The sequence below is a fragment of the Pedobacter anseongensis genome (assembly GCF_037482965.1).
Classification (GTDB): Bacteria; Bacteroidota; Bacteroidia; order Sphingobacteriales; family Sphingobacteriaceae; genus Pedobacter; species Pedobacter anseongensis.
On record NZ_JBBHKB010000001.1, the window covers coordinates 84,952 to 108,528 of the forward strand.

The 23,577-nt window shown below is 38.2% G+C and carries 22 protein-coding genes and 1 tRNA gene; 18 read left to right on the forward strand and 5 right to left on the reverse strand.

All coding sequences use genetic code 11. From position 1 onward, the window contains the following. Positions 1 to 56 precede the first annotated feature (56 nt). The 3 genes from WG904_RS00370 to WG904_RS00380 form a co-directional block, all read right to left on the reverse strand. Positions 57 to 130: transfer RNA gene (locus WG904_RS00370), tRNA-Arg, on the reverse strand. A gap of 144 nt (positions 131 to 274) precedes the next feature. Continuing rightward, positions 275 to 739, reverse strand: a complete 465-nt coding sequence (locus WG904_RS00375) for a redoxin domain-containing protein (protein WP_339577316.1) — start codon at positions 737 to 739, stop codon at positions 275 to 277. Positions 740 to 787: 48 nt separating this feature from the next. Continuing rightward, entirely contained in the window at positions 788 to 1,702 is a 915-nt protein-coding gene (locus WG904_RS00380; protein ID WP_339577317.1) for an SDR family oxidoreductase, read from the reverse strand. Positions 1,703 to 1,947: 245 nt separating this feature from the next. Here WG904_RS00380 and atpD point away from each other — a divergent pair, with 245 nt between their 5' ends. The 18 genes from atpD (at position 1,948) to WG904_RS00470 (ending at position 21,443) form a co-directional block, all read left to right on the forward strand. After that, positions 1,948 to 3,450 carry a F0F1 ATP synthase subunit beta gene (gene atpD, locus WG904_RS00385; protein ID WP_339577318.1) on the forward strand — a complete coding sequence of 501 codons (1,503 nt, stop codon included), beginning with the start codon at positions 1,948 to 1,950 and terminating at the stop codon, positions 3,448 to 3,450. Between the two features lie 119 nt (positions 3,451 to 3,569). After that, entirely contained in the window at positions 3,570 to 3,815 is a 246-nt protein-coding gene (gene atpC, locus WG904_RS00390; RefSeq protein ID WP_339577319.1) for an ATP synthase F1 subunit epsilon, read from the forward strand. Between the two features lie 152 nt (positions 3,816 to 3,967). Continuing rightward, positions 3,968 to 4,657, forward strand: a complete 690-nt coding sequence (locus WG904_RS00395; protein ID WP_339577320.1) for a TMEM175 family protein — start codon at positions 3,968 to 3,970, stop codon at positions 4,655 to 4,657. Between the two features lie 425 nt (positions 4,658 to 5,082). Then, on the forward strand, positions 5,083 to 5,973 hold the full coding sequence (locus WG904_RS00400) for a branched-chain amino acid transaminase (RefSeq protein WP_339577321.1): 891 nt from the start codon (positions 5,083 to 5,085) through the stop codon (positions 5,971 to 5,973). A 29-nt stretch (positions 5,974 to 6,002) separates the two neighbouring features. Next, positions 6,003 to 7,691 carry a dihydroxy-acid dehydratase gene (gene ilvD, locus WG904_RS00405; protein ID WP_339577322.1) on the forward strand — a complete coding sequence of 563 codons (1,689 nt, stop codon included), beginning with the start codon at positions 6,003 to 6,005 and terminating at the stop codon, positions 7,689 to 7,691. A gap of 91 nt (positions 7,692 to 7,782) precedes the next feature. Next, positions 7,783 to 9,525 carry a biosynthetic-type acetolactate synthase large subunit gene (ilvB, locus tag WG904_RS00410; protein WP_431844415.1) on the forward strand — a complete coding sequence of 581 codons (1,743 nt, stop codon included), beginning with the start codon at positions 7,783 to 7,785 and terminating at the stop codon, positions 9,523 to 9,525. A gap of 75 nt (positions 9,526 to 9,600) precedes the next feature. After that, positions 9,601 to 10,236 carry an acetolactate synthase small subunit gene (ilvN, locus tag WG904_RS00415; protein WP_339577324.1) on the forward strand — a complete coding sequence of 212 codons (636 nt, stop codon included), beginning with the start codon at positions 9,601 to 9,603 and terminating at the stop codon, positions 10,234 to 10,236. Positions 10,237 to 10,266: 30 nt separating this feature from the next. Further along, positions 10,267 to 10,659 carry a glyoxalase superfamily protein gene (locus WG904_RS00420; RefSeq protein ID WP_339577325.1) on the forward strand — a complete coding sequence of 131 codons (393 nt, stop codon included), beginning with the start codon at positions 10,267 to 10,269 and terminating at the stop codon, positions 10,657 to 10,659. 51 nt (positions 10,660 to 10,710) lie between these two features. Beyond that, positions 10,711 to 12,192, forward strand: coding sequence for a ketol-acid reductoisomerase (gene ilvC / locus WG904_RS00425; RefSeq protein WP_339577326.1), 1,482 nt, complete (start codon positions 10,711 to 10,713; stop codon positions 12,190 to 12,192). 51 nt (positions 12,193 to 12,243) lie between these two features. Then, a complete protein-coding gene (gene leuC, locus WG904_RS00430; RefSeq protein WP_339577327.1) occupies positions 12,244 to 13,644 on the forward strand; it encodes a 3-isopropylmalate dehydratase large subunit in 1,401 nt (466 codons plus the stop codon). A 102-nt stretch (positions 13,645 to 13,746) separates the two neighbouring features. Further along, the gene (locus tag WG904_RS00435; protein WP_339577328.1) at positions 13,747 to 14,508 is read left to right on the forward strand and encodes a class I SAM-dependent methyltransferase; all 762 of its coding nucleotides are present in this window, start codon (positions 13,747 to 13,749) and stop codon (positions 14,506 to 14,508) included. A 67-nt stretch (positions 14,509 to 14,575) separates the two neighbouring features. Next, entirely contained in the window at positions 14,576 to 15,175 is a 600-nt protein-coding gene (gene leuD, locus WG904_RS00440; protein WP_339577329.1) for a 3-isopropylmalate dehydratase small subunit, read from the forward strand. A 15-nt stretch (positions 15,176 to 15,190) separates the two neighbouring features. Next, positions 15,191 to 16,669: an ATP-binding cassette domain-containing protein gene (locus WG904_RS00445; RefSeq protein WP_339577330.1), complete on the forward strand. Its 1,479-nt coding sequence runs from the start codon at positions 15,191 to 15,193 to the stop codon at positions 16,667 to 16,669. Continuing rightward, positions 16,666 to 17,760, forward strand: coding sequence for a 3-isopropylmalate dehydrogenase (gene leuB / locus WG904_RS00450; protein WP_339577331.1), 1,095 nt, complete (start codon positions 16,666 to 16,668; stop codon positions 17,758 to 17,760). Before WG904_RS00445 ends, leuB begins: the two co-directional genes overlap by 4 nt. Positions 17,761 to 17,763: 3 nt before the next feature. Beyond that, positions 17,764 to 19,272: a 2-isopropylmalate synthase gene (locus WG904_RS00455; protein ID WP_339577332.1), complete on the forward strand. Its 1,509-nt coding sequence runs from the start codon at positions 17,764 to 17,766 to the stop codon at positions 19,270 to 19,272. A gap of 85 nt (positions 19,273 to 19,357) precedes the next feature. Continuing rightward, positions 19,358 to 20,599, forward strand: coding sequence for a threonine ammonia-lyase IlvA (ilvA, locus tag WG904_RS00460; RefSeq protein WP_339577333.1), 1,242 nt, complete (start codon positions 19,358 to 19,360; stop codon positions 20,597 to 20,599). Positions 20,600 to 20,603: 4 nt separating this feature from the next. After that, a complete protein-coding gene (locus tag WG904_RS00465; RefSeq protein WP_339577334.1) occupies positions 20,604 to 20,951 on the forward strand; it encodes a cupin domain-containing protein in 348 nt (115 codons plus the stop codon). Positions 20,952 to 21,026: 75 nt separating this feature from the next. Continuing rightward, a complete protein-coding gene (locus WG904_RS00470; protein WP_339577335.1) occupies positions 21,027 to 21,443 on the forward strand; it encodes a hypothetical protein in 417 nt (138 codons plus the stop codon). Between the two features lie 9 nt (positions 21,444 to 21,452). Here WG904_RS00470 and WG904_RS00475 read toward each other — a convergent pair whose 3' ends face one another. Together WG904_RS00475 and WG904_RS00480 are read right to left on the reverse strand one after the other, a co-directional pair. Further along, complete coding sequence (locus WG904_RS00475; RefSeq protein ID WP_339577336.1) at positions 21,453 to 22,445, reverse strand: ABC transporter ATP-binding protein; 993 nt, start codon at positions 22,443 to 22,445, stop codon at positions 21,453 to 21,455. A 249-nt stretch (positions 22,446 to 22,694) separates the two neighbouring features. Continuing rightward, complete coding sequence (locus WG904_RS00480) at positions 22,695 to 23,501, reverse strand: outer membrane beta-barrel protein (RefSeq protein WP_339577337.1); 807 nt, start codon at positions 23,499 to 23,501, stop codon at positions 22,695 to 22,697. Between the last annotated feature and the right edge of the window lie 76 nt (positions 23,502 to 23,577).

Genomic DNA, 23,577 nt, shown 5'->3' on the forward strand with positions numbered 1-23,577 from the left:
TTTAAAATTTAAAAAGCCTTACCGCCTGTTGGCTGCAAGGCTTCATGTAAAAATTGTGCACTTGTAGGGATTCGAACCCCAAACCTCCTCATCCGTAGTGAGGTGCTCTATCCAGTTGAGCTACAAATGCGATTGTTAACTATTATCTTGTCGCTAACGGATTGCAAAAGTAACGCTTGAAATTCAATTTAACAATTTTTTTATAATATAATTTTAACCGTCATCGGATAACACTGGGCTAAATGCCGATCTTTATCGGATGACGAAATAGCATTTATTTACTTACAGCCCCACGAATCGCTTCAAAATCAGGTAAATCTCCTGCCGATTCTAATACTTCTGCATAAGTGATTAAGCCTTGCTCATCAATTACAAAAGCTGCACGTTTAGAAACGCCCTTTAAATTAAAAACAAATTCTTCGTAAAAAGCACCATAAGCTTGAGAAGCCTCTTTATTAAAATCAGATAATAATGGAAATTGATAGTGTTGATCTTCCTTAAATTTAGCCAAGGTAAATGGCGAATCAACAGATATTCCGACAACATCTGCATTCATGCCTTCATAATACCCAAAGCTATCTCTCATCGTACACAACTGCGTAGTGCATGTACCCGTAAATGCCATTGGAAAAAAATGAACCACTAATTTCTTTCCAGAATAATCATTTAAGGAAATCTCTTTTAATTCTGAACTAAATAATTTAAAATCTGGGGCTTTATCGCCTACTTTTAATGACATATTTTCTCTTTTTTTTGGTTTGCTGTGAATAGACTCAAGACTAATGACTCAAGACTGCAGGCTTCTTTTAAGCTGCTCATCTAAAATCTTCAATCCCTCCTCAAAGCTATGCGGATAATAATTTAATTCGGTCATTGATTTGTCTAAAATAAAACCAGTTTTACCTGGGCGCTTGGCAACCTGGTTTAACGTTGCTCCGCTAATCTCATTAATCAAACCTTTATCCAAGTCCCAAAAATCAGCCACTTTTACCACCAACTCAGAAATGCTCATCATGTCTTTACCGGATAAATGATACACTCCTTGAGCATCTTGCGCTATTGCTAGCAAACAGCCATCTGCCAAATCCTCTGCTAGCGTAGGCATTCGCCACTGGTCGTTCACCACATTTAACGGACTACCTTTCTCTAACGCCCCTTTTGCCCAAAGCACAATATTACTACGGCTCATATCATTTACAACGCCATATACTAAAATAGTACGTAGTATTGTCCACCGGCAATTCGATTTTTTTATCGCTTCTTCTGCCAGCAATTTGGTTTCACCATAATAACTTAAAGGATTTGGCGCTGCTTCTTCGGCATATGGCCCGTCTTCACCGTCAAAAACAAAGTCGGTCGACAAGTGAACGAATTGCACATCATTTTTCTCACAAACGGCAATCAATGTTAATACTGCCTCAACGTTTAATTTAAATGCCAATTCCTTATTTGCTTCCGCAATATCAACATTCGTTACCGCAGCAGTATGTATAATGGCATCCGGTTTATATTTTTCAACCACAGTACGTACCGCTTCAGCATCTGAAATATCCATCTCAGCATATTCATATCCCTTTTTTACCGGGAACCGATTAACTCCTTTAGCAGTTGCAACTAAATTTACACCACCTTCTTTAAGAATTTTTTCGGTAATTTTCTGTCCTAAAAGGCCATTACTGCCAGTTACTAATATGGTTTTCATCTATTTATATAGGCGTTTTTCAATTGTCAGATGGAACCTTTGATGATGAAATTATCTAACTTAATCCTGTTGGGTTCATACCCACTAAAATAGGCAATAAATACCTGTTGAAAAATTTTTTATTTATATGTAAAATTTAAGCAGGAAAATCTTAACTTTGCAAACCGAATTGCGGCCGCCTAAATGGGCTTGCAACTCCCGATAGTTATCGGGATTGGTTTTTATAATTTTATCAAAAACAATATATGCCTAACATTGGAAAAATAGCGCAGATTATAGGCCCGGTAGTTGACGTAAGTTTTGCTAACGATGCTCATTTACCTAAAATTTTCTCTGCATTAGAGATTACTAAAGAAAACGGACAAACAATTGTTCTTGAAGTTCAACAACACCTTGGTGAAGACCGTGTTCGCGCAATTGCGATGGACTCAACAGATGGTTTAGTGCGCGGCATGAAAGCATTAGATACGGGTTCGCCCATTAAAATGCCTGTTGGAGATCAAATTAAGGGCCGTTTATTTAACGTAGTTGGAGAAGCAATTGATGGGATTTCTGCAGTGGATAAAACTGGCGGTCGCCCAATTCACAATGCTCCTCCTCGTTTCGAAGACCTATCAACAGAAACTGAAGTACTTTTTACAGGTATTAAAGTAATCGATTTATTAGAGCCCTATGCAAAAGGGGGTAAAATTGGTTTGTTTGGTGGTGCTGGTGTAGGTAAAACGGTACTAATTATGGAGTTGGTAAACAACATCGCTAAAGCGTATGCTGGTTTATCTGTATTCGCTGGTGTAGGTGAGCGTACTCGTGAGGGTAACGATTTACTTCGTGAGTTTATCGAGTCGGGTGTAATTAACTATGGTGATGAATTCTTACACTCAATGGAAAAGGGTGGATGGGATTTAGCAGCTGTAGATACAGAAAAATTAAAAGAATCAAAAGCAACATTGGTATTCGGTCAAATGAACGAGCCTCCTGGTGCACGTGCTCGCGTGGCATTATCAGGATTAACAGTTGCTGAATATTTCCGCGACGGAGATGGTGAAGGCGCTGGTAAAGACATTCTTTTCTTCGTTGATAACATTTTCCGTTTTACACAAGCTGGTTCAGAAGTATCTGCGCTATTAGGTCGTATGCCTTCTGCCGTAGGTTATCAACCAACTTTAGCAACAGAGATGGGTTTAATGCAAGAGCGTATTACCTCAACTAAACGTGGTTCAATTACTTCTGTTCAAGCAGTTTACGTACCAGCGGATGATTTAACTGACCCTGCTCCGGCTACAACATTTGCCCACTTAGATGCTACAACAGTACTTTCTCGTAAAATTGCTGAGTTAGGTATTTATCCTGCGGTAGATCCACTAGATTCTACCTCACGTATCCTTTCGCCAGCAGTATTAGGCGATGAGCATTATAACACCGCTCAACGTGTGAAAGAAACACTACAACGTTATAAAGAATTACAAGATATTATTGCGATTTTGGGCATGGACGAATTATCTGAGGAGGATAAATTAGTGGTGTCCCGTGCTCGTCGTGTGCAACGTTTCTTATCTCAACCCTTCCACGTAGCTGAGCAATTTACAGGCTTAAAAGGTGTTTTGGTTGATATTAAAGACACCATCAAAGGATTTAACATGATCATGGATGGAGAAGTTGATGAATATCCAGAAGCTGCATTTAACTTAGTTGGTAGCATAGAAGAAGCTATCGAAAAAGGGAAAAAATTATTGGCAGAATCTAATTAGTATATAGTAGTTAGTACTTAGTATTTAGCTAATATGCTCTAGCCAACTAAGTACCGACTCTTTAATTCATTTAGTAAATTGGTATAACTACTAACTACTAAATACTAACTACTAAAAGAATGACTTTAGAAATATTAACACCAGATAAAAAAGTTTTCGAAGGCGAAGTAACCTCAGTTACCGTTCCAGGAACCTTGGGTTCTTTTCAAATTTTAAAAGGCCACGCTCCAATTATTTCTACACTGGAAGATGGCCCTGTAATTATTAAAAGTGCTACTGGCGAAAATACCTTTTCGATTAAAGGGGGTGTTGTAGAAGTTCTAGATAATAAAATTATTGTCTTAGCTGAAGCAGTACTCGCATAATTACGTTTAAATCAATACAAAATATTAAGGGCTGGTGTATAAACATCAGCCTTTTTTATGCGAAAAATTCTCCCTCATCCCATGACCTCATCGGATAAGGAACTTGATATTCTCAATTCCTTTCTTATTTTTACAATAAACCGCTCTAAATCATGAAAAAAGAAAACGAAGAAATTACCAAAGAAGAAATAAAAAAAGAATTTCAGCTCGAACGAATGATATTATTCAGCGATGCTGTATTTGCCATTGTGATCACGTTAATGGCAATCGAAATACACTTACCTGAACTTCCAGAACATCAAAGATATACCGACGTAGCTTTTTTAAATGCGTTAAAACATCTTTTGCCCATGTTTTTTGGCTACGCCTTAAGCTTTTTCTTCATTGGCCAAATGTGGTATAAACATCTACAAATATTTAGCATTTTAAAAGATTACGATAAGGGGCTAGTCATCCGAAACCTAGTTTTCTTATTCTTTATAGGATTATTTCCCTTTGGCGCTTCAATAGTAATGTCGGGAAATGGAACACTATTACCGCCTCTCACCTATTTCATCATCATCATTTTATGCATGGCTTCTCAATTGCTTCTACACGATTATATTCTAAACAGATCAAAGGGAATCATCATCAAAGTAGACAATACCGAACAAAAGGTTAGTCTGAGAAAACGAATTTTATCTCTGGCAGCAATGGTTGCTATCGCAATTTTAGCCTATATCACCTACCTTATTATACCTAATGCCCAAGATAAAGAATACGCTATCTTTTGGATATTTGTATTCATGCTCGCAGCTTATCGAATCAACAAAAAAAGAAAAGAAATAAAAGCCAAAAAATAGCCTTGTCGAATTCGCTTTTTTAACCAATTTATTGAGCAGTTTCCCAATTTTACGCCGAAAATAGGGAAATTATAATGCACGCATAATAAACATACCGAATACCGAAATCATATTTAGTCTACTTATCACTAATTTATTAACTGAATATTGCACAATTATTAAAATTAAATTTTAATAATTTTAGAAAAACGGAATTAAATTTTTTTTCAACTATTTTTCATTTGCTATTGATAGTTTATCAATCAAAAACTAAATTGGTTTTAACAAAAAACAACAACATGAGCACTCAATTAAATGTCATTCTTATTGCTATTATTCTGCTGCTAGATAAGCAGCAAGGGTCGCTATAAAATGAATATTTAATACTCAAGATATAACCTAAAGCGTCCCGACAACATCGGGACGCTTTTTTTAAATAAAGAGCAATGCAATACTATAATTCAAATACAGTAATTTACCTAAACGGCGAATTTGTAAAAGCACAAGATGCTAAAACCGATTTATACGGACAGTCTTTACACTATGGTTTGGCTGCATTTGAAGGTATTAGGGCATATAAAACACATAACGATACGCGCATTTTCAAAGTAAGAGAACATTATGAAAGATTACAGCGCTCTTGTGAATTGGTTAATATTCCATACCCTTGGGATAATAATGAATTAATCAAGCAAACGTATCGACTTTTAGCATTAAATAATTTAAAAGACGCCTATATCCGTCCCATTGTATATAGCGAACCCAACATGACGTTGATTGCACCTACCGATGTTTCCATAGCCATCTGCGCTTGGGAATGGGGAGCTTACTTGGGCAATAAGCAGTTAAAAATCTGCATTTCACCTTTTCAGCGCCCAAATCCAAAATCGACTTTCGTAGAAGCAAAGATAAGTGGCCACTATGTAAATTCTATCCTTGCCACTACCGATGCAAAAAGTAAAGGATATGACGAAGCTCTATTACTTGACATGAACGAGAATGTTGCCGAAGGATCTGGAGCCAATGTATTTATCGAAAAGGACGGTAAATTATATACCCCTGCATTGGGGAACATCTTAGCCGGTATAACCAGGGCAACTGTAATTGACCTATGTAAAGTATTAGATATCGAAATTATCGAGAAAACCATCTCAGTTGATGAATTAAAAAATGCGGATAGTGTTTTCTTCTGCGGTACAGCCGCAGAAATCATCGGTATTCATACCATAGATGACACTGTTTTTAAACAACGATGGAACGACAGCATTGGCGCTACCATACAAAGAGCCTATAAAAATTTAGTGCTAGAGAGAGTAAATTATGAAGTGATTATTTAGTATCCAACCAAAAAACGAACCAACCAAAAATGGAATTGAACAAATACAGTAAAACCTTTACCCAAGACCCTACCCAACCTGCAGCACAAGCAATGCTTTACGGAATTGGATTAACTGATGCTGATATGGAAAAAGCACAAGTTGGCATCGCCAGTATGGGATACGATGGCAATACCTGCAACATGCACTTAAATGATCTAGCGCAAGTAGTTAAAAAAGGAGTTTGGGAAAATGATTTAGTCGGACTAATTTTTAATACCATTGGCGTTAGTGATGGAATGAGCAACGGTACACCCGGAATGCGCTATTCTTTAGTGAGCCGCGATATCATTGCTGATTCAATTGAAGCAGTATGCGGCGGGCAATATTACGATGGCTTAATCACCATTCCTGGTTGCGATAAAAATATGCCTGGCTCTGTAATGGCAATGGGTCGTTTAAATCGTCCATCTATTATGGTGTATGGAGGAACAATTAAACCTGGCCATTACAAGGGCGAAGATTTAAATATTGTATCTGCATTTGAAGCTTTAGGAAAAAAAATTGCTGGCCAAATGGATGAAATAGATTTCAAAGAAATTATTAAGCATGCGTGTCCAGGTGCAGGAGCTTGTGGCGGAATTTATACAGCAAACACCATGGCTGCCGCTGTCGAAGCTTTAGGGATGAGCTTACCTTTTTCCTCATCAAACCCCGCCCTAAGTCCAGAAAAACAAGAAGAATGCTTAGCAGCTGGTAAAGCCATCAAAATTTTATTAGAAAAAGATATTAAGCCTAGTGATATCATGACACGTAAGGCTTTTGAAAATGCAATCGTAACCATTATGGTGTTAGGTGGATCAACAAATGCAGTGTTGCACTTAATTGCAATGGCAAAAAGTGTTGATGTACCGCTAAGCCAAGACGACTTCCAAACCATTAGCAACCGCATTCCTGTTTTGGCCGATATGAAACCTAGTGGGAAATACATGATGGAAGACCTTCATAAAATTGGAGGTGTACCAGCAGTAATGAAATACCTTTTGAAAAAAGGATGGTTACATGGCGATTGCCTTACCGTTACCGGTAAAACAATTGCCGAAAATTTGGCAGAAATTCCAGATTTAAACTTCGATGAACAGAAAATAATTTTCCCTTCAGAAAACCCGATAAAAACAACAGGTCACTTACAAATTTTATATGGTAACCTCGCCGAAGGGGGTAGCGTAGCTAAAATTAGCGGCAAAGAAGGCGAATTCTTTGAAGGTCCAGCAAGAGTTTTCAATGGTGAATACGAATTAATCGCTGGCATTTCGAGCGGAAAAGTTAGGCCTGGTGATGTAGTTGTTATCCGCGATGTTGGCCCTAAAGGTGCTCCTGGAATGCCCGAAATGCTTAAACCAACCTCAGCAATATATGGTGCTGGCTTGGGTAGCAGCGTAGCCCTTATAACCGACGGGAGATTTAGCGGTGGCACGCATGGTTTTGTGGTAGGCCATATCACTCCAGAGTATTTCGATGGCGGATTAATTGCCTTTGTAGAAGACGAAGATCGAATAGAAATTAGTGCAAAAACCAATAGCATTAACTTAAAGGTAAGTGATGAAATTATAGCACAACGAAAATTAAAATGGCAACAACCTGAACTAAAAGTTAAAAAAGGTGTGCTCTACAAATACGCAAAAACAGTAACAACAGCAGCCGAAGGCTGTGTAACCGACGAAACCATCACGCGCTAACATTACATAAACCAAAATGAAGAATGCTCGTGATAGCTTCATCACCAATAAAAAACAAAAAATATACCGACGAAACCTAAACGTTAAGGATATGACACAAGAAACGATAGTAGCAGAAGCGAAAACAGCGCAGACTGAAAAACTTTTTAAAGGAACAGGGTCACAAGTTTTATTGAACGGACTAATAGAAGAAGGCGTGCACACTATTTTTGGTTACCCGGGCGGTGCAATTATGCCAATTTATGATGCCTTGTACGATTATGCTGATAAATTAACGCATATCCTAGTTCGCCATGAACAAGGGGGTATACATGCCGCTCAAGGTTTTGCCCGTACGAGTGGCGAAGTGGGTGTGGTATTTGCAACAAGTGGTCCGGGAGCAACGAATTTGGTAACCGGTTTAGCCGATGCTCAAATTGATAGCACGCCTTTAGTTTGCATCACTGGACAAGTTTTTGCACATCTTTTAGGTACAGATGCCTTTCAAGAGACCGATGTAATTAACATCACCACCCCCGTTACCAAATGGAATTATCAAGTTACCGATGCTAAAGAAATTCCCGAAGTTTTAGCCAAGGCATTTTATATCGCCAAAAGTGGAAGACCTGGGCCAGTTTTAATAGACATCACCAAAAACGCACAATTGCAAATTGATGAGTTTCCAGCTTATGTAAAATGTAATCACATTCGTAGCTACCGACCAAAACCAAAGGTTAGGATTCAGTACATCGAACAAGCAGCAGAGTTAATCAATACTGCTAAAAAGCCATTTGTTTTATTTGGTCAGGGTGTAATCTTAGGCGGTGCTGAAAAAGAATTCAAAGCGTTTATCGAAAAAACAGGTATTCCTTCAGCTTGGACCATCTTGGGAGAAGGCGCAATTCCTACAGATCACTCCTTAAATGTTGGGATGTTAGGGATGCATGGAAACTACGGTCCCAATGTATTAACCAACGAATGTGATGTATTGATAGCCATTGGTATGCGGTTCGACGATCGCGTAACAGGCCGATTAGATAAATATGCTAAACAAGCCAAAGTTATCCATCTCGATATAGATCCAGCAGAAATCGACAAAAATGTAAAAGCAGACGTTGGGATTTGGGGCGATTGCAAGGAAACCCTTCCCCTACTCACCAATCTTGTTCAATCAAATAAACACGACGAATGGTTAGCACAGTTTAGAGCGTATAACCAACAAGAAATAGATCAAGTTATTACACCCGAACTCTATCCAACTGGTGATGAAATAACCATGGGCGAAGTATTGAGGAACATTAACGAAATTTGCGGGGGTGATGCCATTATCGTAACCGATGTTGGTCAACACCAAATGGTTGCATGTAGATACGCCAAATTTAATCATACCCGTAGCAACGTTACTTCCGGGGGCTTGGGCACGATGGGCTTTGGCCTTCCTGCAGCCATTGGCGCAAAATATGGCGCCCCAGACAAAACGGTAATCGCAATTATAGGTGATGGAGGGTTTCAAATGACACCTCAAGAATTGGGTACAATAATGCAATTCGGAGCAGCTGTTAAAATTTTAATTCTTAATAATCGATTCTTAGGCATGGTTCGCCAATGGCAACAATTATTTCACGATAAACGCTATTCTTTTGTAAACATTACCAGCCCCGATTTTGTAGCCTTGGCAAAAGCCTATTATATCGACGCGCAAAGGGTAGATGCACGTGCCAACCTAAGAACCGCACTAGAAACCATGATCAATCACAAAGGGTCTTACCTACTCGAAGTAATGGTAGGACGAGAAAATAACGTATTTCCAATGGTTCCACAAGGCTGTAGCGTAAGTGAAATTAGATTGAAATAATTATCAAGCACTCACCCGATGAACAAAGCCATCCTGCTCATCGGATGACGGAAAACACCAAAAAAATTAATCAATATGACCGTAGATACCATATCACATCGCCCTGCTAACAAAGATTATGAAGGCAAACAGGAATATAACATTATCCTTTATGCAGAAAATCGCATCGGATTATTAAATCGTATTGCAATTATATTTTCGAAAAGGAAAATTAATATCGAGAGCCTTAACACCTCTCCTTCCGAAATCGAAGGCATACACCGCTTTAACATTGTGATAAACGAAAGTTATGAAGTAGTTCGTAAACTGGCCAGGCAAATTGAAAAACAAGTTGAGGTCTTAAAAGTATATTTTAATACTGCAGATGAAATTATTTGGCAAGAACTAGCTTTATATAAAGTATCTACCGACGAAATTGCTGAAAAAGTAACTGTTGAGCGGTTGTTAAGACAATATGGTGCCAGTGCAGTAGTTATTCGAAAAGATTATACTGTTTTTGCAGTTACTGGGCATAGAGAAGAAACAGATGCGCTAGTAAAAGCATTGGAACCTTACGAATTAATTGAATTCGTTCGAAGCGCAAGAGTAGCCATCATTAAAGATAGTGCGGGTTTCCACGAAAAATTAAAAGAATTCGAAGCTTTTGAACCAGGTGAAGAACTTGTAGAAAACGAGTTTTTAGAAAAAGGGGATAAGATATTTACGATGTGATAAAACTGAAAGCAAATAAATAGAACGAAAATGAACATTAGCAAAGTCATCCCAGTACTAAGAATATTCGATTATGAAAAAGCCATCGAATTCTACGTGAATTGGTTGGGATTTACAATAGATTGGGAACATCGATTTGAAGACAACGCCCCTATTTATATGCGAATTTCTCTAAATAACATGGTGCTTCATCTGAGCGAACATCACGGCGATTGTTCGCCCGGATCAAGCGTTTTTGTCGAATGCGAAGAATTGAAAGCTTACCATGAAACATTAATTAATAAGAAATACAAATATAATCGCCCAGGCCTAGAAAAAACATTTTATGGAACATGGGCTGTAACTGTAAATGATCCCTTTTACAATAAAATTATCTTCAATGAAGAGCGCAGTGAAGCTGATGGATTAGAAGTGAAAGACTAAAAACCAACAACGAAAAAACCAAAAAAAGAACAACGAAAAAACCAACACAAAATGGCAAATTATTTTAACACACTATCACTCAGAGAAAAACTTAACCAATTGGGTGTGTGCGACTTTATGGACAGCGCTGAATTTTTAGACGGCGTAAATGCATTAAAAGGAAAAAAACTAGTAATCGTAGGTTGCGGTGCACAAGGCCTAAATCAGGGATTAAACTTAAGAGATAGTGGTTTAGATGTTTCCTATGCCTTACGAAAAGAAGCAATTGAAGGCAAAAGAGACTCATGGAAAAACGCTACTGAAAACAATTTCACTGTAGGAACATACGAAGAGTTAATTCCAAATGCAGATGTAGTAATTAATCTTACCCCAGATAAACAACATACGGCTGTTGTAAATGCAATTATGCCTTTAATGAAACAGGGTGCTACTTTGTCGTATTCGCACGGATTTAATATTGTTGAAGAAGGGATGCAAATCCGTAAAGACCTTACCGTAATTATGGTTGCTCCAAAATGTCCCGGCAGCGAGGTTAGAGCCGAATATGTTAGAGGCTTTGGCGTACCAACATTAATCGCCGTACACCCAGAAAACGACCCTCAAGGTAAAGGTTTAGCGCAAGCAAAAGCATATTGTGTAGGTACTGGTGGACATAAAGCGGGTGTTCTAAAATCTTCTTTTGTAGCCGAAGTAAAGTCTGATTTAATGGGCGAGCAAACTATTTTATGTGGTTTATTGCAAACTGGATCAATCTTATCATTCGACAAAATGGCCGAAAAAGGAATCGATAAAGGATATGCTTCTAAATTGGTTCAATATGGCGTAGAAGTAATTACCGAAGCGTTAAAACAGGGTGGAATTACCGCAATGATGGATAGATTAAGTAATCCAGCTAAAATTAAAGCTTTCGAAATTTCGGAAGAATTAAAAGATATTATGCTACCATTATTTCAGAAACACCAAGATGATATTATGAGCGGCGAATTTAGTCGCATCATGATGGAAGACTGGGCAAACGGTGATAAAAATTTATTAGCATGGCGCGCAGCAACTGGCGAAACTGCATTCGAAAAAACGCCTGCCGGTGATGTAAAAATTGCTGAACAGGAATATTTCGATAACTATACCTTGATGGTTGCATTTGTAAGAGCTGGTGTAGAATTAGCCTTCGAAACTATGGTTCAAGCAGGGATTAAACCTGAATCAGCTTATTATGAATCATTACACGAAACACCCCTAATTGCAAACACTATAGCTCGTAAAAAATTATTCGAAATGAACCGCGTAATTTCTGATACAGCTGAGTATGGTTGTTATTTATTTGATCAAGCGTGTAAGCCACTATTGGCCGATTTCATGAAAAAAATAGATACCAACCTCGTAGGTTCGAACTTTAATGAAGGTAAAGATGGCGGAGTAGATAATAGAACACTAATTGCTGTAAACCATGCCATCCGTACCCATGAGGTAGAAATTATTGGTGCCGAATTGAGAAAAGCAATGACAGCCATGAAGTCTATTAAAACCGCTTAATTAAAATTCAACCTCGCAGGTTCGGAACCTGCGAGGTCTAAAATAAAAAATATGCCAAAAACACTAGTAGAGAAAATTTGGGATGCACACGTTGTAAAAAGTGAAGCAGGTTTCCCTGATATTTTATACATCGATACCCATTTAATTCACGAGGTAACTTCCCCTCAAGCTTTCGATGGTTTGAGGAAAAGAGGTTTACCCGTTTTACGTCCAAAACAAACGGTGGCAACTGCTGATCACAATGTGCCCACCCTTAATCAACTATTACCGATAAAAGAAGAGCTTTCGCGCTATCAAGTTGATATGCTAACGAAAAATTGTGCCGAATTTGGTGTCGAATTGTATGGCTTAGGCCACCCCTTTCAAGGTATAGTTCATGTTATCGGCCCAGAATTAGGCATTACTCTACCCGGTAAAACAATAGTTTGTGGCGATAGTCATACCTCAACTCATGGCGCTTTTGGAGCCATCGCTTTTGGTATTGGCACTTCACAAGTAGAACAGGTATTTGCAACTCAATGTTTATTGCAGCAAAAACCGAAAACCATGAAAATCGAGGTCAACGGTAAGTTAGGTCTAGGCGTAGGTGCAAAAGATATTATCTTATATATCATCTCAAAAATCTCGGCCGCAGGCGGAACAGGTTATTTCATAGAATATGCAGGTTCAACAATTGAAGCGCTAAGCATGGAGGCGAGAATGACCATATGCAACATGAGTATTGAAATGGGTGCTCGTGGTGGATTAATTGCACCAGATCAAATCACTTTTGATTACATTAAAGGGAGAGAATTTGCCCCAAAAGCACAAGAATGGGATAAAGCCTTAACCTATTGGAAAACATTATACAGCGATGATGATGCAAAATTCGATAGCATTTTAACTTTCGATGCTTCAGATATTGCACCTATGATTACCTATGGTACCAACCCAGGTATGGGAATGGGAATACAAGAACACATCCCTGCAACTGCTACGCAATTAGAAAAAGAACAGCTCTCGTATCAAAAAGCATTAAATTATATGGGCTTTGATGATGACTCATCATTAATTGATAAGCCGGTAGATTATGTATTTATCGGGAGCTGTACCAATTCGAGGATTGAAGACTTACGTGAGGTTGCTCGTTTTGTTGAAGGAAAACGCAAGGCAGATCATGTTACCGTGTGGATTGTTCCTGGATCTAAACAAGTAGAACAACAGGCAATTAGCGAAGGTTTAGACAAAATTTTTGAAAAAGCAGGCTTCCAATTACGTGAACCAGGCTGCAGTGCTTGTTTGGGTATGAATGAAGATAAAATTCCGGCAGGAAAATATTGCGTTTCTACCTCTAATCGAAATTTTGAAGGCCGACAAGGACAAAATGCAAGAACATTATTGGCAAGCCCACTAACCGCCGCCGCCGCAGCTGTATCTGGAAAAATTACAGATGTGAGGGAAATGCTAGTATAGATGAGTCCTCATCCGATGCCTATAAGCACGATGCAAATACTCATCGGATAACGATAATGCCCTGCAAACAAACCAAAAACAAAACAACCAAAAAATTAAGTTATGCCAGAAATAAATTGGGACAGTAAATTGTACAACAAACAACATCATTTTGTATCCGATTATGGAGCAGATGTTTTGCAATGGCTAGCACCTCAACAAGGCGAGCATGTTTTAGACGTAGGATGTGGCACCGGAGCACTGGCTTCTCAGATAGCAGAAAGTGAAGCCATTGTATATGGCATTGATGCATCTCCCGACATGATTGCTACTGCAAAGATATCGCACTCAGACTTGAATTTTGAGGTGATGGATGCCACCAAATTACCCTATAAAGAAGATTTTGATGCTATTTTTAGTAATGCGACTTTCCATTGGATCGAAAATCAGGAATCTTTAATAAAAGGGCTGTATACAAGTTTAAAACCTGGGGGGCGATTAGTTGCCGAATTTGGAGGCAAAAGAAATATAAAAAGTATTACAGATGCTATTTCATCGGCCGCCAAAGAATTAGAATTAGAACATAAAATCATCAGTAATTTTTGGTTTTTTCCTTCAATAAGCACCTATAGTGCCTTACTCGAATCATATGGTTTCGAAGTTGAACAGATCTGGCTTTTCGATAGACCGACAAAATTAAATGGCGAAAATGGAATGTACGATTGGATTAATCAATTTGCACAACATGCATTTAAAAACCTAGATAAAGAACAAGCAGAAAAGATCAAAAATTTAGCAGTTAGCAAACTCAGCGCTACTAATTATTTAAATAATCAGTGGCTGGCCGACTATAGGCGATTAAGAGTGAAAGCTATAAAAAGATAAAAAGTAATATGGAAGTCGTAAATAATCTTGATAATACTAATCATCCTATAATCCTATTAATCCTGGTATGAAAAAATTCGAAAAATTAACATCCGGTTTTGTTCCACTAAACATAGAAAATATCGATACCGACCAGATTATTCCTGCTCGTTTTTTAAAGGCTACAACAAGGGTAGGGTTTGGCGAAAACTTGTTCTGCGATTGGCGATACGATCAAAATCGTGAACCCAAAAAGGATTTTGTACTAAACGATCCAACTTATAGTGGAAAAATTCTCGTTGCAGGAAAAAATTTCGGTTGCGGAAGCAGTAGAGAACATGCTGCTTGGGCGATACAAGATGCTGGTTTTGATGTAGTAGTAAGTAGCTTTTTTGCCGATATTTTTAAAGGAAATGCACTAAACAATGGTTTACTACCTGTGCAAGTAAGCGACGAGTTTTTAGTTGAAATGTTCGAAAATATCGCAAAAAATAATAAAACGCTAGTGGAAGTCGACTTGGAAAAGCAAACCATCACGTTATTGAACAACGGAAAAAAAGAAAGCTTCGATATCAATCCCTATAAAAAATCATGTTTAATTAATGGTTATGATGATATCGATTTTATCTTAAATCAAAAACAATTAATTGAAGAATTTGAACAGGGTAAAATGTTTAAAACAAATTAAAAAAGTAAAGCAAAAATGAAAGAAAGTTTCGTCAGCATCCATAATTTAACCTTAAAGTACCCCAAAAAAGTGGTGCTAGAAGATTTGAATTGGGTAATAAATAGCGGCGAAAATTGGTTGTTGAGTGGAATAAGTGGAAGTGGGAAAACTACACTAGCAAAAATCATCACTGGAAAGCAAAATGCGATCGGCAACGTAAAAATTAATTTCAACAAAAAAAGTCAATTGCCTGCTCAAGTCTTATTTGTAGAAAGCTGGTATCAATTTAAAAACTTAGAAGGTGCGGCAAATTTTTATTATCAACAACGCTATACCAGTAACCAAGTGAAAGAAATTATCACAGTTGGTGCCGAATTAAGTGCTTATGGCAATGAAAACAGACTTCAAGTTAACGAATTAAACCCAATTTTAAAAGCGTTCTCTTTTTTATCATTTTCAAATGCTCAACTTATCGAATTGTCGAGCGGAGAACATAAAAAATTGCAATTGATTAAGGCGTTATGGTTAAAGCCTCAATTGTTAATTATTGATCAACCTTATACGGGTTTAGATTATTCATCGAGAAAAAATCTTAATCTTTTATTAGACAATGTTGCTTCTAAAGGGGTACATATTATTCTAATCGGCAACGATACTGAGTTACCTACAGCCATTAATCGGTTTGCATCTTTAAAAGATGGTAAATTAATGGAAATTGATGCTTTACCAACCTCATTCATAAAACCCGAAAAACCTACCACAGAAGTTCCTGATTTCCTAAAAGCACGTCAGGCTTATTCTTCTCGCCAAATCGTTAAAATGGTTCAGGTAAATATTAACTATGGCGATAAACAGGTGTTAAAAAATATTAACTGGGAAGTAAACGCAGGCGAAAGATGGCTACTTCAAGGTCATAATGGCTGCGGAAAATCGACCCTGTTAAGCTTAATTAACGGCGATCATCCCCAATCTTACGCAAATGAACTTTATTTATTTGGTAACAGACGTGGTAGTGGCGAAAGTATATGGGAAATCAAACAGCACATTGGCTTAATCTCTCCCGAATTCCATTGGTATTTCGATGCCACATCAACCGTTTGGGAAAGCATTGCCTCTGGTTTTTTCGACACCGTGGGCTTGTTTCAGCAAATCCCATACACAAAAGGCCACCAAATAGATGAATTGATAGAATATTTCGGATTAACAGCATACAAAAACGAGCAATTAGGCACCTTACCTCTCGGAAAGCAACGACTGGCGCTGCTCGCCAGAACGATTATTAAAAACCCAGAATTATTAATATTAGACGAACCTTGTCAAGGTTTAGATCTACAACAAACAGTTCACTTTAACGAACTCGTTGATGAATTGTGTAGTAATGGATTAACCTTAGTTTATGTGGGACATTTGGAATCGCAGTTACCAAGTAGTTTAACCCATCGCTTAACATTAAGCCAAGGCGAAGTACAAACAAATACAAAAATACACGTACACCAAAAAGAATTAGCATCATGACCAAACACATATTAGTTATTCCTGGAGATGGAATTGGACCAGAAGTTACCCATTGGGGAAAAGCAGCCTTACAATATATTGCCACAGCGTACGACCACAAATTTTCGTTCGATGAAGCCTTAATGGGTCACGCAGCCATCGAAGCAACAGGTAACCCTTTGCCAGACGAAACCTTAACTAAAGCAAAACAAAGTGATGCCATTTTATTCGGCGCCGTTGGTCACGCAAAATACGATAACGACCCCTCTTTAAAAGTTAGACCAGAACAGGGATTATTGAAAATTAGAAAAGAGCTAGGATTATACGCCAATCTACGCCCTATTTTATTGTTTGATGAACTTCTACATGCCTCTAGCATCAAAGCAACGATTTTAAAAGGAACCGATATTTTGTTTTTCAGAGAACTAACGGGTGATGTTTATTTTGGTGAGAAAACCCGCTCCGAAGATCGAAATACCGCCTCCGATTTAATGATTTATCATAAATATGAAGTCGAACGAATTGCACATAAAGCGTACGAAGCGGCTCGTCTACGTCGTAAAAAATTATGCTCGGTTGATAAAGCAAATGTGCTAGAAAGTTCTCGCTTATGGCGAGAAACTGTTCAAGAAATCGCTAAACAATATCCAGATGTACAAACAGAACACATGTTTATAGACAATGCAGCTATGCAGCTTATTAAAGATCCAAAACAATTTGACGTTGTGTTAACTGCCAATTTATTTGGAGATATCTTAACCGATGAAGCTTCGCAAATTGCGGGCTCGATGGGAATGCTCGCTTCAGCCTCTATAGGCGACGGAACAGGATTTTTTGAACCAATCCATGGTTCAGCACACGATATCACCGGTAAAGACCTCGCAAACCCGTTAGCATCAATTTTATCAGCTGCATTGATGCTTGAAATTAGTTTCGGATTAAAAGAGGAAGCCAAAGCTATGGTAGATGCTGTGGATAAGGTGCTAAAAGAAGGTTTCAGAACAAACGATATTGCCGATAGCACTACCAACCGATACAAAGTACTAGGAACTGCCGAAATGGGCAAATTAGTTTTAAAATTCTTATCACAATCCACTTCAATTAAATCATAAAAGATGTTACACGATCCAAACAGAGTTTACGTTTTCGACACCACCTTACGCGATGGGGAGCAAGTACCCGGCTGCCAGTTATCAACCCCTGAGAAGATAGAAATTGCAAAGGCCCTCGAACTACTTGGTGTAGATGTAATAGAAGCTGGCTTTCCCATATCCAGTCCTGGCGATTTCCAAAGCGTGGTCGAACTGTCGAAAGCCGTAAAAGACCCAATTATTTGTGCATTAACACGAGCCAATAAAGGCGATATTGATTCGGCCGTTGCCGCCCTACAATATGCGAAACACCCTCGAATTCATACCGGAATCGGTTCTTCTGATATGCACATTAGGTATAAATTTAACAGTACCCGGGAAGAGATCTTAGCGCGTGCAGTAGATGCCGTTAAGTACGCTAAAAAGTTTGTAGAAGACATCGAATTTTATGCTGAAGATGCTGGAAGAGCAGATGATGAATTTTTAGCACAAATGGTAGAAGCGGTAATCGCGGCAGGAGCAACTGTTGTAAATATCCCTGATACTAATGGGTATTGCCTACCTGAACAATACGGAGCAAAAATTCTTTACTTAAAAGAAAATGTTAAAAATATAGATCAAGCCATCATCGCCGTACACTGTCATAACGATTTAGGCCTTGCTACAGCAAATACCATAGCAGGCATTGTAAACGGTGCCCGTCAGATCGAATGTACAATTAACGGAATTGGCGAGCGCGCCGGAAACACCGCATTAGAGGAGGTAGCCATGATCTTAAAAACGCATCATGCCTTAAACCTTCATACACAAATTAACAGTAAGCATTTTACCGAAATTAGCAACATGGTGAGTAGAATGATGCGCATGCCCGTACAACCTAATAAAGCAATTGTTGGCAAAAATGCGTTTGCACATAGCTCGGGTATTCACCAAGATGGATTTTTGAAACATCGCGAAAACTATGAAATCATGAATCCTGAAGATGTGGGATTAATAGAGGCTGGGATCATCTTAACCGCACGGAGTGGGCGACATGCATTAAAACATCACCTAGAAAGATTAGGTTATCAAATTGAAAAGCTTAACCTTGATGAAGTTTACCAACGTTTTTTAGTTTTAGCAGACGAAAAGAAAGAAATTTCAGACGACGACCTATTGTTCCTAATGAGCGATGGTGAAGAAGAATCGTATAAAAACGGATATAAACTTAACCTATTACAAGTAGTGTGTGGTGATCATTTAAATCCATCGGCAACCATTAAACTACAGCACGATGGGATCGAAAAAGAAGCCCATGCAGAAGGTAATGGTCCGGTAGATGCAACTATTAAAGCAATTACGAGCATCATTGGCAAAGAAATTAACCTTAAAGAATTTACTATTCAGGCTATGCACGGCGGAAGTGATGACGTGAGCAAGGTAAATATGCGGGTAAGTTATGAGGGTAAATCGTATATGGGTTACGGATTTAGTACAGATATCGTTAAGGCTTCAGCTAATGCCTATTTAGATGCAATTAACAAATTTTTATAAGGTGGTTTTTTGCATGGTTCGTTGTTAGTTGGTTCGGCCAATAAACTAAAAAACCAACAAACCAAACACCCAAACAACCAAAAAGATGAATCCAAATATGTTCGATTTTTTAAAAGCAGCAGAACGCCTAAAGGGTACGGTATCTCATACGCCGTTAGAATATAACGGAAGACTTTCGGCAAAATATGAAGCCGAGATATATTTGAAACGGGAAGACAAACAAATTGTTCGTTCGTATAAGTTACGGGGCGCATATAATATGATTAGCCAAATTCCTGCAGATCTTATCCAGAATGGAGTAGTTTGCGCTAGTGCAGGTAATCACGCCCAAGGAGTAGCTTACTCTTGTAAAAAATTAAAGATTAAGGGCACCATTTTTATGCCCGAAATTACCCCAAAGCAGAAAATTAATCAAACCACCTTGTTTGGGAATGGCTGGATAAATATTGTTTTGGTTGGAGATACTTTCGACGATTGCCTTGCCGAAGCCTTACGGTTTACAGCTGAAAATAAGATGACCTTTGTTCCTCCTTTCGACAATCTACATGTAATTGAAGGCCAAGGAACAGTGGGTGTAGAGGTTTTAGAAGATTTACCAGCTACTGAAGTAGTGATCATGCCCATCGGTGGGGGTGGCTTGGCTTCTGGCGCTGGGACCTATTTTAAGCAAACCAATCCCAATATCCTGCTAATTGGAGTAGAACCCGAGGGAGCGCCTTCTATGGATGCCGCTTTTAAGGCGGGGCGACCGATAAAACTGGACCAGATTAATCGATTTATTGACGGAGCAGCAGTTAAATCGGTCGGTCTCTTAACTTATCCGATTTGTAGAGAGGTGTTAGACGAAATTTTATTAATACCAGAAGGCAAAGTATGCACTACGATTTTAAAGTTATATAATGAAGAGGCCATCGTTGCCGAACCTGCGGGTGCACTTGCCGTGGCGTCACTGGATCTGTGTGCCGCACAAATTAAAGGTAAAAAAGTAGTGTGCATTGTTAGCGGCGGCAATAACGATATCGAGCGGATGCAAGAAATTAAGGAGAAATCTTTATTGTTCGAAGGCTTAAAGCACTATTTTATTGTTCGTTTTCCGCAACGACCAGGAGCATTAAAACTTTTTGTAAATGAGGTTTTAGGAAAAACTGATGATATAACCCGCTTCGAGTTTATCAAAAAAACCGAAAGAGAAAGCGGCCCAGCTTTGGTAGGCATTGAACTCAAAAGTCCAGAAGATTATACAAGTCTGGTAGAACGCATGAAAGCGTTTAAATTTGACATTATCGAACTTAATCAGGATCAAACGCTATTCGAATATTTAGTTTAAAAGAATGAATGATATCAATTTGCCCGAGAACGCACTAATAGCTGATAACGATTTAACGTGGGAAGATTTGGGAAACGGGATAAAACGTAAAATTATGGCGCACGATGATCAGCTCATGCTGGTTAAAGTTGCTTTCGAAAAAGGCGCAATTGGCGTATTGCATCAACATCCTCATTTGCAGATGAGCTATGTTGCGGAAGGGAGTTTCAAAGTAACCATGGGCGATAGTGTAAAGACATTAACCAAAGGTGATGTTTTCTTTGCCAAATCGAATATTATCCATGGCGTGGTTTGTTTAGAAGAAGGATTACTTATTGATGTTTTTAATCCAGCAAGAGAAGATTTTTTGTAGTATATCTTCTTGCTTCATCCGACGAGGAAAAATTGGCAAAAGATTTGCATTATAATTTGCAAACACACACACAACATGAAAAATCTAACTTTACTCATCCTTTGCATCGCCTCACTAGGTTTGGCGTCTTGCAAAAAAGACACTATTATTAACCAAACTACACCAAACAGAACAGTTGTAGTAAATGTTGCTTCTAATGCTTGGGTATTAAGCAGCAGTGGCTTTACCTATTCTGCAATTGTAAACATCCCTGAAATTGATCAATTTTCGCTTGATAACGAAGCTGTATTGGTTTACATTTCTTATGACAATGGCGCAACCTATTTACAAATACCATTTGTTTACAATGTGGATGCATACAGCACCGTAATTAGCAAGGGTAAGGTTCAAATTGATATTCAAAGTTCTGATAATCAAGATACCCAACCAATAAAACCAAGCGGGAATGTCAGAGTTAAAGTTGTGTTAATAGCTGCAGATAACATTTCTTAATTAATTGAATTAAAACTCCAAAAAACGACCAATGTTCGCTTGAACATGGTCGTTTTTTTTATGCTCGCCACTATTTAGTTGTAGTGCACGAATATGAACACCATTACGTTCTAAAAGTAATTCATCAAAAAAACCTTTGTAGTAAACTTCCTTTACTTCAAATCGTCTGCTATTCCAGCTGTTCTTAAGTTCTACCCATTCTGGATAAAAAACAACATGGTCCTTAGTTGTTTTAATGCCCAATTGTTCAGCTTCTGCACCCGTTAATACGATTGCATTGCCTAAAATTTTGGCCGTATAAATGGATGATGGATGTTGATAGATATTTTCGGGCGTATCGTATTGCACTAATTTCCCATCCTTCAAAATCAACAATTGATCTGCTAAAAAAAGGCCGTCCGTTGGGTCGTGCGAAACCAAAATTATAGTTAATCCGGTTTCCTTTGCCAAGCGTTTAATATCTGCTCTTAATTCATTTTTAAGCAATGAATCTACCTGGCTAAAGGGCTCATCCAACAATAAAACTTTAGTATTGCTAATTAAAGCCTTTGCAATGGCAACCCGTTGTTGTTCTCCCCCACTTAACTCAATTACTTTTTTATCTTTTAATTTGGTGATGTGTAAACGCTCCATCATCTCCATTGTTTTCGATTGTTTTGCGGCGATATCTGTATTCGATAGCATTGAGGCAATGTTATCGTACACTTTGGCATAAATATTAAGTGAAAAATCTTGTGTTACCATTTTCATTTCGGCATGGCCGGGTATCAATTTCTCATCTGGTCCCTTCACACGTTCTCCGTTAAAGCTAATTTCGCCAGAATCTGGTTTAATTAAGCCATAAATACATTTTAATAAAGTCGACTTCCCACTTCCACTTTCACCAATAATAGCTACAATAGCTCCGCCATCTATAGAGAAACTGATATTTCGAATACCTGAAACTTGTGTTTGTTGATATTGCTTAGACAGGTTATTTACCGTGATTATTTGCTCATTCACCTTGTAAAGGTAGTTAAAAAGGTTGAAAGGTTTAAGTTGAAAGGTTGTAAGGTTAGGCAAAGTGCTACGAACTTTTAAACCTTCAAACATTACAACTTTACAACAAACACAAAAAATCCCTCCCGATTTCTCAGGAAGGATCTGGTCTTCATTTGTGTTTGTGTTTGTGTTTGTTTGTTCAGTAGTTCATTAGTTGATTTTGCTAGTTCATCTGCAATTTACGAATGGACAAATTTGCTGATTCTCGAATTAGTTAAGTCCGAAGGTTAAACCAAAGGCCATATTTTTTAATCCTTTTTGTGGAGCACTATCGAACATATCAGTAGTGTAATATTTCGCAAAGAAGGCTAAACTGTTCCATCCTACTCTAACGGTTCCTCCAGCTCGGAAAGGAGCAAAATTATAATCATCTTTGAATTTTTCCTTTCCGCGTTCATCACTAATTTGTTTTACTTTTCCGTTTAGTAAGAACCCTACTTCTGGACCAACAACGAAGTAAAAACGATTGTCTTTTTTTCCTCCACTCGTTCTAAACTCAAAGTTCAGTGGTACGTGTACATAGCTACTCGAGAAACGATTTTTGCTGAAATGTATAGGTTCATTAATGTAGCTTAAATCGGCAGTATTTTTTTGCATGGTGATGTCTTTTTTCAAGCGAATTAAGGTCCAATCAAAACCACCTGCAATATAGATCTTAAAATTAGAACCAAATCGGTATCCGAATTGCATGATATCAAACGATACATTGCTCGTTTTCCCTGACCTGTAATCTAAGAAATCGTTTGCAGGAGTTAGATCGAACTGACCGTTGTCTATCAATTTCGAGAAGCCAATGTCTAAGCGGGTAAAGGTAAGTCCGCCTATAAAACGTGCTCTATTTGGATCTTTTCTGATAACGGTATCGCGATTATGAGTAGTAACCACCATTGGTCCTATCGTTATACTTTTACCGTAGTTAATTTTATTACTTTTTGTAGTATCTTGTTGTGCACCTGCACTTGAGCCTGCCAGAAAGGTAAGTCCGCTTACCAAAACTGCTGTTAATATTGATTTCATATTGTGTGTGTTTATTGGTTTATTAGTTTTTTTCGTTGTTTGGTTGGTTAAGTCGTTATTAATCCTATAATCCTGT